Raw genomic sequence first — 13833 nt, forward strand, 5'->3', positions numbered from 1 at the left:
GCGAGCCGGGCTGGCTTACACTCGCTGTCTTCGCCCCTGTCCCAACCGAACGCATTCTCCAGCCCATGCCGCCCCGCAAGAATCCCGCCGCTGCCATCGAAACGCTCGACACGCTCGCGCAAGGCCGCGCTGCCAGCGACCAGGCCATCCAGTTGCTCGACGGCGCCGTCAACCACGTGCTGGAACACGGCATCGGCGACTTGTCGCTGCGCCATATCGCCGAAGCGCTCGGCACCAGCCACCGCATGCTGATCTACTACTTCGGCTCGGCCGACCAATTCTGGGAGGCGGTGCTGCGCCGCATCCGCCATGCCGAGCTGGATGCGCGCGCCAGCCTGGCCGCCAGCGAGCCCGATCCCGCGCGGGCGCTGGAGGTGGCCTGGGCGCGCTACTCGGCGGATAACTACCTGCCCATCATCCAGTTGCTGTTCGAGATCTACGGCCGTGCCATTCGCGATCGAGAACGCTTCCAGGCGTTCCTCGACGACGTGATCGGCAGCTGGACCGGCGCGCTGACCGAGCGCTTTCACAAGCAGCTTGGCTTGAGCTTGAGCGAGGCGAAGCTGCGGGCTCGCGTCGAGGTGGCCACCGTGCGTGGCTTGCTGCTGGATCTCGTCACCACGGGCGACCGCAAGGGCACCACCGCCGCGCTGAAGTACTTCGCGCGCATGCTGAATGCGCCGAAGGCCGCGGGCGCGAAATCCGATCCCGAAGCCTGATCCGTGCGCGGCGCCGGCATCGGCGCCGCGGCCCTGCAAAATTTTTCCCTCTGCATGTACCACATGGTACAGTAAACCGGACGCACCCGATGCGAGGGTGCCGTTCAGGGGATTGCAGAGGAGATCGAAGTGAAGAGACGCACACTGATATTAAGCGCCGCGCTCGCCGCGGCTGGCATGGCATATGGCGCCGCCGGCTGTGCGCAGGACTGGCCGCAGCGCCCCGTCAGGCTGGTCGTGCCGCAGGCCGGCGGCACGGGCAACGACGTGCTCGCGCGCGCACTGGCCGAAGCGCTGGGCAAGCGCTGGGGCCGCAGCGTTGTCGTGGAAAACAAGCCCGGCGCCAACGGCGTGCTGGCCATCAACTATGTGCTGCAGCAGCCGGCCGATGGCTACACCTTGTTCTTTGCCGGCGTTTCCAACCTGGCCTTCAATCCCTTCCTGTATCCCGCGCTGCCTTATGTGCCGCAGCGCGACCTGACCGGCGTGGCGATGCTGGCCAACTCGCCGTTCGTGCTGGTGGTCGCGCCGGCGATGCATGCCACCAGCTTTGCCGAATTCGTGCGGCTCGCCAAGGCGCGGCCGGGCGGCATCAGCTACGCCTCCGGCGGCATCGGCAACTCCACGCACCTGGCCATGGAGCTGGTGGCCGAGCGCGCCGGCGTCAAGCTGCAGCATGTGCCGTTCAATGGCGCCGGTGGCTCAACCAGCCTGATGTCGGGCGAGACGCCCGTCATGATGAATGTGCTGGCGGGCGTGCAGCCCTATATCGCCGGCAAGAAGCTGGTGGCGCTGGCCGTGACCGGCGAGCGGCGGCTGGCCGCGTTGCCAGATGTGCCCACCTTCAAGGAGCTGGGCTACGACGTGGCGGTGCCGGGCTGGTACGCCATCGTGGCGAAGTCGGGCACGCCGGCGGCGCTGGTGCAGAAGATCAACGCCGACATCGGCGCAGCCATGGACGAGCCGGCATTCAAGGACAAGCTGGCCAACCAGCTCCTTGACGCGATCAAGGGTCCGCCCACCGAGGTGGAGCGCTACATGCAGCGCGACGCGCAGGCGTGGGGCCCCATGATCCGCAAGCTCGGCATTGCCCTCTGACCCCGCACCCACTACCAAGGAGACAAGACATGCCGCAGATCACGACCGCCGTGCGCGACTACCGCCTGGCCATGATGCACGCGCTGATGGACCGCATCCACGTTGGCGCGCTGGTGTTCAGCACGCCGGATTTTTTCCAGTTCGCCACCAACTTCCAGCTGGATGTCTGGCCATGGGAGCGCCCCGTATTCGTGTTCGTGCCGCGCAACGGCGAACCCTTCGCGGTGATGAACGAACTGTCCACCAACCACATGCGCCTGTGCACGGAAAGGGAGAAGGTCTGGCTGCGCGACGTGACGTACTACGCCGAGCATCCGCGCGTGTCGCAGCGGCTGGCGCTGGCGCCGCAACTACCCGAGGTGGTGGCGTCGCTGCTGGCATCGCATGGGCTGAGCGGCTCGCGCATTGCCGTGGATGTAGCTCATCCGATCCTCGCAGCGGCGCAGCGCTACCTGCCGGAACTCACGCTGCGCCCGGCCATGGCCGAGATGCGCGGCATGCGCTGGGTCAAGCATGCGGAAGAACTGCAGGTGATGCGCGAGCTTGGGAGCCTGACCGACTGGGTGCAGGACCGCTACCGCGAGAACATTCGCCCGGGGCGGCTGGTGCAGGAGCTGGACCACGCCATGTCAGCGCTGATGGTGGAGGAGGCCGCGCGCCGCTTCCCCGGCGAGGATTTCGACATCCTCAAATGCTGGACGCTGACGGGACCGGCCTCGGCCTCGCCGCATGGCGACGGCGCCGCGTGCGGCGCGCGCATCGCGCCCGGCGATACCATCGTGAACCTGATCCTGCCGCGCTTGAACGGCTACTACGTGGAGAACGAGCGCACGTGGTTCTGCGGTAAACCGGACGAGCGCCAGGCACGCTGCTACCAGGTTGCCGCCGAGGCCACAGACGCGGCGGTGGCGGCCGCGGTGACCGGGCGCCGCGTCTGCGACATGGACGCCGCCGCGCAGGCCGTGATCGAGCGTGCGGGGCTGGGCGAGACCATCTTCCACCGCACCGGCCACGCGGTCGGGCTGATGCTGCACGAGTATCCGGAAGACATGGCCTTCAACACGCGCGCGCTGCTGGGCGGCGAGGTCTACTCGGCGGAGCCGGGGATCTATGTCTACGGGCTGGGCGGTTTCCGGCTCGACGATACGGTCGTGGTGGGCGAGCGCCCCGAGGTCATCGTGAAGACGCCAAAAACGCTGGAGTATGCAACGGTGGCGTGACGCGGGCGACAAGTGGGGGATGACGGGGGATGACGGGGGAAGCCGTATGTGGCCGGTGGTCATCGTCGCGGGCATTGGCGCGCAATTCCTTCGGCCAAAGGCAGGCGCCGCACGCCGGCGGGGTGGTGGTGCTGTTCGTCGATCTCGACCGCTGCGGCATCAGCGCCTCGCTGGACGATTTCGGCTCCGGATACTCGAGCCTGGCCTACCTGACGCGCCTGCCGGTTGCGACACTCAAGATAGACAAGTCGTTTGTTGCTGTGCTTGGCAGTGCGCCCAAGGCACTGGCCGTCATTCGCGGGGTCATCGCGCTGGCGCGCTCGGTGATGGGCCACAACGCCGTCGCGCGGGGGATTGACGCGGCGCGGCAACAGCCCCGCCGTGCCGCAAGCATGAGCCGTCCCGGAGGTGCATAATCGCTCACCGATACGTCGAGCCCTAGCCCGATTTCGCCGGTCTCAACATACATTCATGACTGGATGTATAATTCCGTAATTATTCGCTTGTCCCCAAGCGATTATTGCGGAAATTGACCATGACTTACCGATTTATTGCCGGGTGCATGACCGCCTGGCTCGCGATCTGCGTGACCGCGGGCTGGGTAGTGGAACGCCTCTGGTCCTGAGTACGGGTGGTCGGCTTTGCCGCTGGGAGGTGGCAAGGTTTTCGCTAGGACTTGCCATTCTTCGCGGTAATTACCACCCATCATGCACATGACCAACGACAAGAAGAACGCCGGCCTTGCCCACCGGTTTGCATTGCGTATCAAGGCGCTTGGCGCCGCTGCTGCCCTCGGCGCATGCGCTGCCGCGCACGCCGATCCTGGGGTGCACGTGGCCATCGGCCGCGATCCCGGCCACAACATCGACAAGTACGAAGTTGGCGTGAACTGGGATTCCGGCTTTGCCTGGGGCAACCCGCAGGGCTGGCTGGCCAAGCTGCAGTGGGAGGCCGAACTGGCCGAATGGAACGCCCGCAGCGGCACCAATCACCAGAACGTGACCGAATTCGGCTTCTCGCCGATCCTGCGCGTGGAGAAGCGCGGCGGCTCGCTGGTGCCTTTCCTGGAAGCTTCGGTTGGTGTGCGCATGATGAGCCACAAGGCCACCTCGGACGAGCACCGCTCCGGCAGCCTGTTCCAGTTCTCCGACATGATCGGCGTGGGCATGGCCTTTGGCCCCAAGACTGCCTACGAAGCCGGCTTCCGCTACCAGCACGTCTCCAACGCCGGTATCAAGCAGCCCAATCCGGGCAGCGGTTTTTACACGGGTTACGTGCGCTATCGCTTCTGAACTTGCAAAAATGGCTGGCCTGGCCTGATGCCGTGACGCTCAGGCCAGCTTGACCATGCCTGCGCGCGGGGCGCGCGTGGCGCGGGAGGCGGGTTCGGTTTCCACGCCTTGTGCTTCCTGCTGCGCAGCGCGTCAAAAAATCGCCACAGCGCGGGTTCATCGCTGGTGGCCACGTTGAACCGTATCCAGGGCGAGTCGCCTTCTTCCGGCTCGAAATAAGACCCCGGCGCCAGCCAGATGCCGTGCTCCAGCGCCAGCGTCGCCAGGCGGTTGCCCGACAGCGCGGCCTGGTCGCCGCCGTTTTCCGGCTGCATCCTTGCCCAGGCGAACATCCCGCCTTCCGGGCGCAGCATCACCTCCAGCCCGTGCGCTTCCATCTTCTCCGTGATCCGGTCCTGCTGGGCGCGCAGCCGCTCCGCCAGCGCCGCCACATGGCGGCCATAGTGGCCGCTGGTCAGCACCGAGTACACCAGCCGCTCGGTCACTTCCGATGACGTCAGCCCCACGGCCATCTTGGTGCGGGCCAGCGCCTTGGCCAGTTCCGGGCTGGCCGCCAGGTAGCCGACCCGCAGCGACGGCGTGATCGTCTTGGAAAAGCCGTTCACGTAGATCACGTGCGAGAGCCCGTCCATGGCCGCCAGCATGGGCGAGCCTGCCGGCGCCAGCTCGCGGTAGATATCGTCCTCCACCACCAGCAGCCGGTATTGCTCGGCCAGTTGCAGCACGCGGTGCGCGTTCATGCTGGTGAGCGTGCCGCCTGTGGGGTTCTGCAGCACCGTGTTGACGAACAGCGCGCGCGGCGCGTGGGTGCGGATGGCGTGGTCCAGCGCGTCGGTGTCGAGCCCGCTTGCGGTGCGGCGCACGCCCACTACCTGCAAGCCGGCGAGGCGCAGGATTTGCAGCAGGTTGCAGTAGCAGGGTCTTCCACCAGCACGGTGTCGCCCGGGCGCAACAATGTGCGGACCACCAGGTCCAGCGCCTGCGTGGCGCCCTGGGTCAGCACCACTTGCTGGGCCTGCACCGGCATGCCGTACTGGCTGAGCCCGGCGGCGATATGCTCGCGCAGCGCGGCGAAGCCGTAAGGGTGGCCATAGCCCGAGACCTGCGCGGCGGGCACTCGCGCCGCCGCGCGCATGGCCTGGTGCAACCCTTCCTCGTTGAGCCAGTCGCCGGGCAACCAGCCCGCGCCCGCCTTGATCGGCACCGAATGATCGGCGAACACATCCGACAGCAGCCACGCGGCGTTGAGCCCCGGCGCCTCCCAGCGCGCCGCCGGCGCCTGGCCGGCCGGCGCGTGTCGGTGTGCCACCGTGTAGCCCGATCCCACGCGCGCGCTCAGGTAGCCCAGCGCGGTCAGGCGGCCGTAGGCCTCGGCCACGGTGAAGGTGCTGACCCCGTGCTGCTGGGCAAAGCGCCGCACCGACGGCAGCGCCACGCCAGCGCGCAGCACGCGCCGGTCCACTAGGCTGGCGATGCCGGCCACGATCTGCTCGGTGAGGGTGTCGCCGCTGCGCCGGCTGCGGACGAGTTCAAGGTTCAGCATGCGTTACATGTAAGGATGGACCTGTACAGTTTAATGGGCGTAGCGGTGCGATGGGAAGCAACGTCACGGTGCCGGGTTTTGCCGCGCTGCAACGTGAATCCGGCTGCTGGCGGGACTTTGGCTGTCGTGGCGAGCGATGCAACGGGATCCACAGGCGTGATCGTACGCCTTGGGTATTTTTTGATCTGTACAGTTGCCTCACTCTTAACTGTACGGTAAGGCGAGGTTCTGTCGACCGTATATTCTTTAAGCCAGGCTGCGCCGCTACAGTGGCCGCATTCACCAGAATCAACTGACAACCCGGTGCGGCGCCAACCGCCGCCGCCCAAGCCAATACCAATTGCTCCTGAGGAGGACGTATGGATGCCGCCAAGACTGTGATCCCCGATCTCGATGCCCTGTGGATGCCGTTTACCGCCAACCGCCAGTACAAGGCGGCCCCGCGCCTGCTCGACTCCGCCAGCGGCATGTATTACACCTCGCATGACGGCCGCCAGATCCTCGACGGTTGCGCCGGCCTGTGGTGCGTCGCTGCCGGCCATTGCCGCCAGGAGATCGCGGACGCGGTCGCCCGCCAGGTGCAGACCCTGGACTACGCGCCGCCTTTCCAGATGAGCCACCCGCTCACCTTCGAGGCCGCCACCAAGGTAGCCGCCATCATGCCGGCCGGGCTGGACCGCATCTTCTTCACCAATTCGGGCTCGGAATCGGTCGACACCGCGCTGAAGATCGCACTGGCGTATCACCGCGCCCGTGGCGAGGGCCAGCGCACCCGCGTGATCGGCCGCGAGCGCGGCTATCACGGCGTTGGCTTTGGGGGCATGGCGGTCGGCGGCATCGGCCCCAACCGCAAGGCCTTCTCGGCCAACCTGATGCCTGGCACGGACCACCTGCCGGCCACACTGAATATTGCCGAGGCAGCTTACTCCAAGGGCCAGCCGACCTGGGGCGCGCACCTGGCCGACGACCTGGAACGCATCCTGGCGCTGCACGACCCGTCCAACGTGGCCGCCGTCATCGTCGAGCCGCTGGCCGGCTCCGCCGGCGTGCTGGTGCCGCCGGTGGGCTACCTGGAAAAGCTGCGCGAGATCACCAGCAAGCACGGCATCCTGCTGATCTTCGACGAGGTCATCACCGCCTTCGGCCGCCTGGGCGCGGCCACAGCCGCCGAGCGCTTCAAGGTCACGCCGGACCTGATCACCATGGCCAAGGCCATCAACAACGCAGCCGTGCCGATGGGCGCGGTGGCGGTCCGGCGCGAAGTGCACGACACCGTGGTCAACGCCGCGGCACCGGGCGCCATCGAGTTCCTGCACGGCTACACCTATTCAGGCCACCCGCTGGCCATGGCTGCTGCCATCGCTACGCTGGATATCTACAAGAACGAGAACCTGTTCGGCCGTGCGGCCGAGCTGGCGCCGAAGTTCGAAGCCGCGGTGCACGCCGTGCGCGGCGCGCCGCACGTAAAGGACATCCGCAACCTCGGGCTGGTCGCCGGCATCGAGCTGGAGCCGCGTCCCGGCCAGCCGGGCGCGCGCGGCTACGAAGCCTTCCTGAAATGCCTGGAGCGCGGCGTGCTGGTGCGCTTCACCGGCGACATCCTCGCCTTCTCGCCGCCGTTGATCATCACCGAGGCGCAGATCGACGAGATGTTCGACACCGTGAAAACGGTCCTGCAAGAGCTGCAGTGATTGCAGCGAATGCCGCGGCCGCAGAGACAAGACAAGGAACACTGACGTGAACATCGCAGAGAACCGGCAGATCGCCGACATCGCGCACTACATCGGCGGCACCGTGCGCGCCGCCTCGTTGGACCGGTTTGCCGACGTCTTCAACCCGGCCACCGGCGCCGTGGCCGGGCGCGTGGCGCTCGGCTCGGCGCAGGACGTGGATGCCGCGGTGGCAGCGGCGCACGCCGCGTTCCCGGCCTGGTCCGAGACCGCGCCGCTCAAGCGCGCGCGCATCCTGTTCAAGTTCAAGGAGCTGCTCGACCGCCACCATGACGACCTCGCCGCGCTGATCACGCGCGAGCACGGCAAGGTGTTCTCGGATGCCAAGGGCGAAGTCACCCGCGGCGTCGAGATCGTGGAGTTTGCCTGCGGCATTCCCAACCTGCTCAAGACCGACTTCACCGATAACATCGGCGGTGGCATCGACAACTGGAACCTGCGCCAGCCGCTGGGCGTGGTGGCCGGCATCACGCCGTTCAACTTCCCTGTGATGGTGCCGATGTGGATGTTCCCGGTGGCGCTGGCCTGCGGCAACACCTTCGTGCTCAAGCCGTCCGAGCGCGATCCCTCGCCCTCGCTGCTGATTGCCGACCTGCTCAAGCAGGCTGGCTTGCCGGATGGCGTGTTCAACGTGGTGCAAGGCGGCAAGGAAGCCGTTGACGCGCTGCTGGCGCACAAGGACGTGCAGGCGCTGTCCTTCGTCGGCTCCACGCCGATCGCCGAGTACATCTACACGGAAGGCACCAAGCGCGGCAAGCGCGTGCAGGCCCTGGGCGGCGCCAAGAACCACCTGGTGGTGATGCCCGACGCCGACCTCGACCAGGCCGTGGACGCGCTGATCGGCGCCGCCTATGGCTCGGCCGGCGAGCGCTGCATGGCCATTTCGGTCGCCGTGGCGGTGGGCGATGTCGCCGACAAGCTGGTGCCGCGCCTGGCTGAGCGCGCGAAATCGCTGAAGATCCGCAACGGCATGGAAGACGATGCCGAGATGGGGCCGCTGGTGACCGCCGCGCACAAGGCCAAGGTCGAAGGCTATATCGCCAAGGGCGTGGAAGAAGGCGCCAAGCTGGTGACCGACGGCCGCGGCCACAAGGTCGAGGGACACGAAAACGGCTTCTATGTGGGCGGCACGCTGTTCGACAACGTCACGCCGGACATGACCATCTACAAGGAAGAAATCTTCGGCCCGGTGCTGTCAGTGGTGCGCGTGCATGACCTGGCCGAAGCGGTGGACCTGATCAACGGCCACGAGTACGGCAACGGCGTGTCCTGCTACACCAGCGACGGCGGCGTGGCACGTGCGTTCTCGCGCCAGATCCAGGTGGGCATGGTGGGTATCAACGTGCCGATCCCGGTGCCGATGGCATGGCACTCGTTCGGCGGGTGGAAGCGCTCGCTGTTTGGTGATCATCATGCTTATGGCGAGGAAGGCATTCGCTTCTACACGCGCTACAAGAGCATCATGCAGCGCTGGCCGGATAGTATTGGCAAGGGCGCGGAATTTACGATGCCGGTGGCTAAGTGATGGATTTGGATGACGGGGGGCGCTGATTGTGTTTGTTTGAGCAGTGATGGCTCTTGGACCCAACAGCCGTACGAAGACATCCCATTGCGGGATTGGTCGCTGTTTATTTCGTCGGCGATGGCTGTTGAACCCAAAAGCCGTACGACATCCCCCTGCGGGGGCTGCCGGTCACTCTTCTTTGCGCGGCAAAGAAGACTAACGAGAAGAAAGCCGCCCTGCCGGGAGCAGAGCAATAAGGCTTTCGAATCTCGATGGTTTCGTCGTACGGCCCAGAGTGCCGGCGGGCTTCTGCCGATACCGGCTTGACCGGCCACGAACCTGCCAGCCTCCGGGATTCACGGTGCGGCCCCCGGTAGCAGACATCACTTGCTGCAAGCCGTCTGTCGCTCGCGCGGCATGGCCGGCCACGAAGTTGCTGGCGCACCGGTTCCGTCGTGGGCGCGGTGGCACCGGGTTGATAAGCCCGAGACCTTGACCACCGCGCCCGCCCCACCACGAAACCATTGACGGGGGATGTGTCGTGGTGCTTCGCACCGGTAACGGCAGATGTGCGAATGGGCACCGCAAACGAGGTCAGGGGCCCCACGACGAAACCCATGGGTCATGCCATTGCGATGCCCTACGAGCCGGCAACAGCAGATGTCAGCAGTACTGTGGCCATACGACGAAACCAGCGCCCCTGGCACCCGCGATGGCTCTGCCCCCGGCAGGGTCGGCTTTCTTCTCGTTAGTCTTCTTTGCCGACGCAAAGAAGAGTGACCGGCAGCCCCGCAGGGGGATGTCGTATGGCTATTGGGTGCAAGAGCCAACGCCAATGAAACAGACAGCGACGCCCCCCGCAGGGGGATGTCGTATGGCCTTTGGGTGCAAGAGCCAACGCCAATGAAACAGACAGCGACGCCCCCGCAGGGGAATGTCGTATCGCTTTTGGGTGCAATACCCAACGCCAATGAAACAGACAACGACGCCCCCCGCAGGGGAATGTCGTACGGCTCTTGGGTGCAAAACGCCAACACCGTTCAAACAATCAGCGACGCCCTTCACCCACCCAAATAAACACCGATCAGCTCAGAAGTGACGAATTCGCCGATCTCCCACGCTAAAATACGCCGCTTTTCAAAGCCGCCCAGCGCGCCAGGAGTACCCGCCGATGAGTCTGTTCCGCACCAAGAACATCGAGGCCATGCTGGCCGCCGCCCGCGACGATGGCCTCAAAAAGGTGCTCGGCCCCGTCGACCTGATCCTGATGGGCATCGGCGCCATCATCGGCACCGGCATCTTCGTGCTGACCGGCACCGGCGCGCTCACCGCCGGCCCGGCGCTGACCTTGTCCTTCGTGATCGCCGCACTGGCCTGCGGGTTTGCCGCGCTCTGCTACGCCGAGTTCGCGTCCGCGATCCCCGTCTCCGGCTCCATCTACACCTACAGCTACGCCACGCTCGGCGAAATCGTGGCCTGGATGATCGGCTGGGACCTGCTGCTTGAATATGGCCTTGCAACCTCGGCCGTATCGGTCGGCTGGTCCGGCTACTTCCAGTCGCTGATGGCGGGCTTCGGCCTGCACCTGCCAGCCATGCTCACCGCCGCGCCCGGCGCGGTGCCGGGCGTGCAGACGCTGTTCAACCTGCCCGCTGCCGTGATCATGTTGCTGATCACCTGGGTCGTGTCGTACGGCGTGCGCGAGTCGGCGCGCCTGAACAACGTGATGGTGGCCATCAAGATCGCGGTGGTGCTGCTCTTTATCGGGGTGGGCGTGTGGCACGTCAAGCCGGCCAACTGGCAGCCGTTCGCGCCGTTCGGGCTGGACGGCATCTTCAATGCCGCGGCGCTGGTGTTCTTCGCCTTTATCGGCTTCGACGCCGTGACCTCGGCCGCCGAGGAAGTGCGCAACCCGCGCCGCGACCTGCCGATCGGCATCATCGGCTCGCTGGCCGTCTGCACCGTGTTGTACGTGACGGTGGCGGCCATCATGACCGGCATCGTGCCCTTTGCCAAGTTCGCGGGCATCGACCATCCGGTGTCGCTGGCGCTGCAATATGCCGGCGAGAACTGGGTGGCCGGCTTCGTCGATCTGGGCGCCATCCTGGGCATGACCACGGTGATCCTGGTAATGACCTTCGGCCAGACCCGCATCATCTTCGCCATGTCGCGCGATGGCCTGCTGCCAGAGCGGCTGTCGAAGGTGCACCCGGTGCATGCCACGCCGTTCTTCGCCACGTGGACCGTGGGCATCGTGTTCGCCTTCATCGCTGCCTTCGTGCCGCTCAATGTGCTGGCGGAGCTGATCAATATCGGCACGCTGTCGGCCTTCACGCTGATCTCGGTGGCGGTGCTGGTGCTGCGCAAGACCCGGCCGGACCTGCCGCGCGCCTTTCGCTGCCCCGGCGTGCCGGTGGTGCCGTTGCTGTCCGTGGGCTTCTGCGTATTCCTGATGGTCCACCTGCAGGCGCTGACGTGGGCTGCCTTCCTGGCCTGGCTGGCAATTGGCCTGGCGATCTACTTCCTCTACGCGCGCCGCAACGCGGTGCTGCACGGCGGCGCCTGACGCCGACGGCAGTCACCGTTCGCGCGCGCCGGCCTCCTGCAGGAAGGCCAGCGCGCGCGGCTCCTCGACATAGGCGGAGTTGACGCGGATCCAGGCCGAGGTCTCGCCGCCCGGCCGGAAGTAGTTGCCTGGCGCCAGCGTCACTCCATGCTGCTCGGCCAGCGTGACCAGCGCGCGCGAATCCTCGATCCCGTGCGTGCGGGCCCACAGGAAATTGCCGCCCGCCGGCTCGCAATACACCTCCCAGCCGGCGTCGCCCAGGCGCCGCACCGCGCTCGCGGTGGCCTGGCGCACGCGCAGGCGCAGCCGCTCCATGTACTTGCGATAGGCGCCGCGCTCCAGCAGCGCCGCCGTCACGGCTTCCGCGAAATGCGAGCCCGCCACGCTGGTCAGCACTTTCACATCCACCAGTTCCTTGATCAGCGCCTTGTCGGCCACCAGGTAGCCGATCCGCAGCGAGGCCGACACCGTCTTGGAAAAGCCGCCGATATAGATCACATGCTCGAGCTGGTCGAGCGTGGCCAGCCGGTCCGTGAAGTTGGTCTGGAAGTCCGAGAAGATATCGTCCTCGACAAAGCGGAAGCCGTGACGGCGCGCCAGCTCCAGCAGGCGGAACGCCACGGGCGGCGACAGGGTCGCGCCGGTGGGGTTCTGCAGCACGCTGTTGGTGAAGAACAGCTTGGGCTTGTGCTCGCGCAGCAGCGCCTCGGCGGCGTCCGGGTCGGGGCCGTTGCGGGTTTGCGGCACGCCCACCAGGCGTACGCCGTGCAAGCGCAGCAGGCCGAAGAGGTTGTAGTAGCCGGGATCCTCCACGAACACCGTATCGCCCGGCTTGAGCAGGCGCCGCACCACCAGGTCCAGCGCCTGGCTGGCGCCCGTGGTGATCAGCACCTGCGGCAGCTCAGCCGCGATGCCGAGCTGGCGCACGCGCGTCAGCACATGCTGGCGCAGCTCCGGGCTGCCCATTGGCGTGGCGTAGTGGATCACGCTGAGGATGTCGTTGCGCGAGACCTGGCGGATCGCCTGGGTCAGCCCTTCGACGTCGCGCCAGGTCTCTGGCACGAAGCCGCCCGCCAGCTTGAGCGTGGCGCTGGGATGGTTGAACTGTTCCAGGATATGGTCGGACAGGTCCTCCGCCAGCCGCGGGTCCGACCAGCCGTTGGCGGCGCGCGCCAGCAGCGGGCTGTCCGCGACGAAGAAGCCCGAGCCGTGGCGGGAATCCAGCAGGCCCTGCGACACCAGCCGGTCATAGGCCTCGATTACCGGGAAACGGCTGATGCCATGCTCCGCCGCGAGCTGGCGGATCGACGGCAGGCGGGCGCCGGGGCGCACCTCGCGCGAGCTGATCCAGGTCTTGACCTCGTTGACGATCTGGTCGGTCAGGGGCACGCCGGTGGCGGGAACGAGAGTCAGTTTCATCGCACAGGTGCAGGCAAAGTGTCAGGAAAAACTACTGAACAGTTCATGTCAAACTGTTCGCAACTGTTCATGGGATTGTAGTTGGCGCTGTGAATAATGGAAGGCATGCGGAGGCGTGCCTGCACTGGCTGGGCCAGTGGGCACGAGAGACATCACCGCAATGCTGACAGGAGTGGCGAAATGCGCGAACTAAGGATCTTCGAACTGGATGAACCCGGCCGGCCGGTGAGCTGGCGCGCCCGCGAAGGGCAGAGCGTGAAGGCGGTCGAGGGTCGCCTGTGGCTGACGGTGGAAGGCCACCTTGCGGATATCTGGCTGCTGCCGGGAGCGGTCTTTGCGCTGCCGGCCGGCGCCAGGGTGTGGCTGTCCGGCGAAAGCGATGGCGCGCGCTTCACGCTCGCCCAGACGCCGGCACCGCTGTCATGGCGCTGGCTGGGTGGGCTGGCGGGTGCGCTGAAGCGCCGCTTCGGCGAGCGCCGTGCCGGCGGTGCCGGCCAGTGCCCGGAACCCGGTCTCTGAGCTGACGCAAGCCGGCCGGCGCGGAGCGTGTCCGCGCTGCCGGCCAGCATCCGGGCGCGCTGGTTTCGCCCCGTGCCCGGCAATCCCGCGCCATCCGTACTGCTGCAAGCGTGGCCAAGTGTCCGGTCTTGCGCGCTCTCGCACGCCGTCTCGCGGCCTTGGTCTTCCTCGACGCCTCAACAAGTCCCTCCACATCGTCCCGCCAACTATGCGAGGATGTTCC

The 13833-nt window shown here is 66.5% G+C and carries 10 protein-coding genes and 1 pseudogene; 9 read left to right on the plus strand and 2 right to left on the minus strand.

What is annotated here, in order from left to right; all coding sequences use genetic code 11:
• The first annotated feature begins 65 nt into the window (after positions 1–65).
• The 5 genes from OMK73_RS30445 to OMK73_RS30465 all read left to right on the plus strand — a co-directional run bounded on the left by OMK73_RS30445 (position 66) and on the right by OMK73_RS30465 (position 4329).
• Positions 66–719 (plus strand): TetR/AcrR family transcriptional regulator, encoded by a 654-nt coding sequence (locus OMK73_RS30445; RefSeq protein WP_267605299.1) that lies wholly within the window; start codon positions 66–68, stop codon positions 717–719.
• A 129-nt stretch (positions 720–848) separates the two neighbouring features.
• Positions 849–1817: a Bug family tripartite tricarboxylate transporter substrate binding protein gene (locus tag OMK73_RS30450; protein WP_267605300.1), complete on the plus strand. Its 969-nt coding sequence runs from the start codon at positions 849–851 to the stop codon at positions 1815–1817.
• Between the two features lie 29 nt (positions 1818–1846).
• The gene (locus OMK73_RS30455) at positions 1847–3037 is read left to right on the plus strand and encodes a M24 family metallopeptidase (RefSeq protein WP_267605301.1); all 1191 of its coding nucleotides are present in this window, start codon (positions 1847–1849) and stop codon (positions 3035–3037) included.
• A 74-nt stretch (positions 3038–3111) separates the two neighbouring features.
• Positions 3112–3453, plus strand: coding sequence for an EAL domain-containing protein (locus tag OMK73_RS38490; protein WP_324291781.1), 342 nt, complete (start codon positions 3112–3114; stop codon positions 3451–3453).
• A gap of 297 nt (positions 3454–3750) precedes the next feature.
• Positions 3751–4329, plus strand: coding sequence for an acyloxyacyl hydrolase (locus OMK73_RS30465; protein ID WP_267605302.1), 579 nt, complete (start codon positions 3751–3753; stop codon positions 4327–4329).
• A gap of 125 nt (positions 4330–4454) precedes the next feature.
• Here the strand turns inward: OMK73_RS30465 and OMK73_RS30470 are convergent.
• Positions 4455–5872 (minus strand): annotated as a pseudogene (locus tag OMK73_RS30470) (PLP-dependent aminotransferase family protein); the annotation flags it as partial.
• 359 nt (positions 5873–6231) lie between these two features.
• Between OMK73_RS30470 and OMK73_RS30475 the strand changes: the two are divergent.
• The 3 genes from OMK73_RS30475 to OMK73_RS30485 all read left to right on the plus strand — a co-directional run bounded on the left by OMK73_RS30475 (position 6232) and on the right by OMK73_RS30485 (position 11672).
• A complete protein-coding gene (locus OMK73_RS30475; protein WP_267605303.1) occupies positions 6232–7563 on the plus strand; it encodes an aspartate aminotransferase family protein in 1332 nt (443 codons plus the stop codon).
• Between the two features lie 46 nt (positions 7564–7609).
• On the plus strand, positions 7610–9127 hold the full coding sequence (locus OMK73_RS30480) for a CoA-acylating methylmalonate-semialdehyde dehydrogenase (protein ID WP_324291782.1): 1518 nt from the start codon (positions 7610–7612) through the stop codon (positions 9125–9127).
• Between the two features lie 1150 nt (positions 9128–10277).
• Positions 10278–11672, plus strand: coding sequence for an amino acid permease (locus OMK73_RS30485; RefSeq protein WP_267605304.1), 1395 nt, complete (start codon positions 10278–10280; stop codon positions 11670–11672).
• 12 nt (positions 11673–11684) lie between these two features.
• Here the strand turns inward: OMK73_RS30485 and OMK73_RS30490 are convergent, their stop codons facing one another.
• Complete coding sequence (locus OMK73_RS30490; protein WP_267605305.1) at positions 11685–13091, minus strand: PLP-dependent aminotransferase family protein; 1407 nt, start codon at positions 13089–13091, stop codon at positions 11685–11687.
• 180 nt (positions 13092–13271) lie between these two features.
• On the opposite strand from OMK73_RS30490, the gene OMK73_RS30495 reads away from it, so the two are divergent.
• Complete coding sequence (locus tag OMK73_RS30495; protein ID WP_267605307.1) at positions 13272–13610, plus strand: DUF2917 domain-containing protein; 339 nt, start codon at positions 13272–13274, stop codon at positions 13608–13610.
• Positions 13611–13833: the final 223 nt, after the last annotated feature.

The organism is Cupriavidus sp. D39 (assembly GCF_026627925.1).
Lineage (GTDB): Bacteria > Pseudomonadota > Gammaproteobacteria > Burkholderiales > Burkholderiaceae > Cupriavidus > Cupriavidus ulmosensis.

Excerpts from the sequence above, each read along its gene's own strand:
- OMK73_RS30495 (WP_267605307.1), top strand. The coding sequence starts at position 13,272 with ATGCGCGAACTAAGGATCTTCGAACTGGATGAACCCGGCCGGCCGGTG.
- OMK73_RS30445 (WP_267605299.1), top strand. The coding sequence starts at position 66 with ATGCCGCCCCGCAAGAATCCCGCCGCTGCCATCGAAACGCTCGACACG.
- OMK73_RS30490 (WP_267605305.1), bottom strand. The coding sequence starts at position 13,091 with ATGAAACTGACTCTCGTTCCCGCCACCGGCGTGCCCCTGACCGACCAG.
- OMK73_RS30485 (WP_267605304.1), top strand. The coding sequence starts at position 10,278 with ATGAGTCTGTTCCGCACCAAGAACATCGAGGCCATGCTGGCCGCCGCC.
- OMK73_RS30475 (WP_267605303.1), top strand. The coding sequence starts at position 6,232 with ATGGATGCCGCCAAGACTGTGATCCCCGATCTCGATGCCCTGTGGATG.
- OMK73_RS30465 (WP_267605302.1), top strand. The coding sequence starts at position 3,751 with ATGACCAACGACAAGAAGAACGCCGGCCTTGCCCACCGGTTTGCATTG.
- OMK73_RS30455 (WP_267605301.1), top strand. The coding sequence starts at position 1,847 with ATGCCGCAGATCACGACCGCCGTGCGCGACTACCGCCTGGCCATGATG.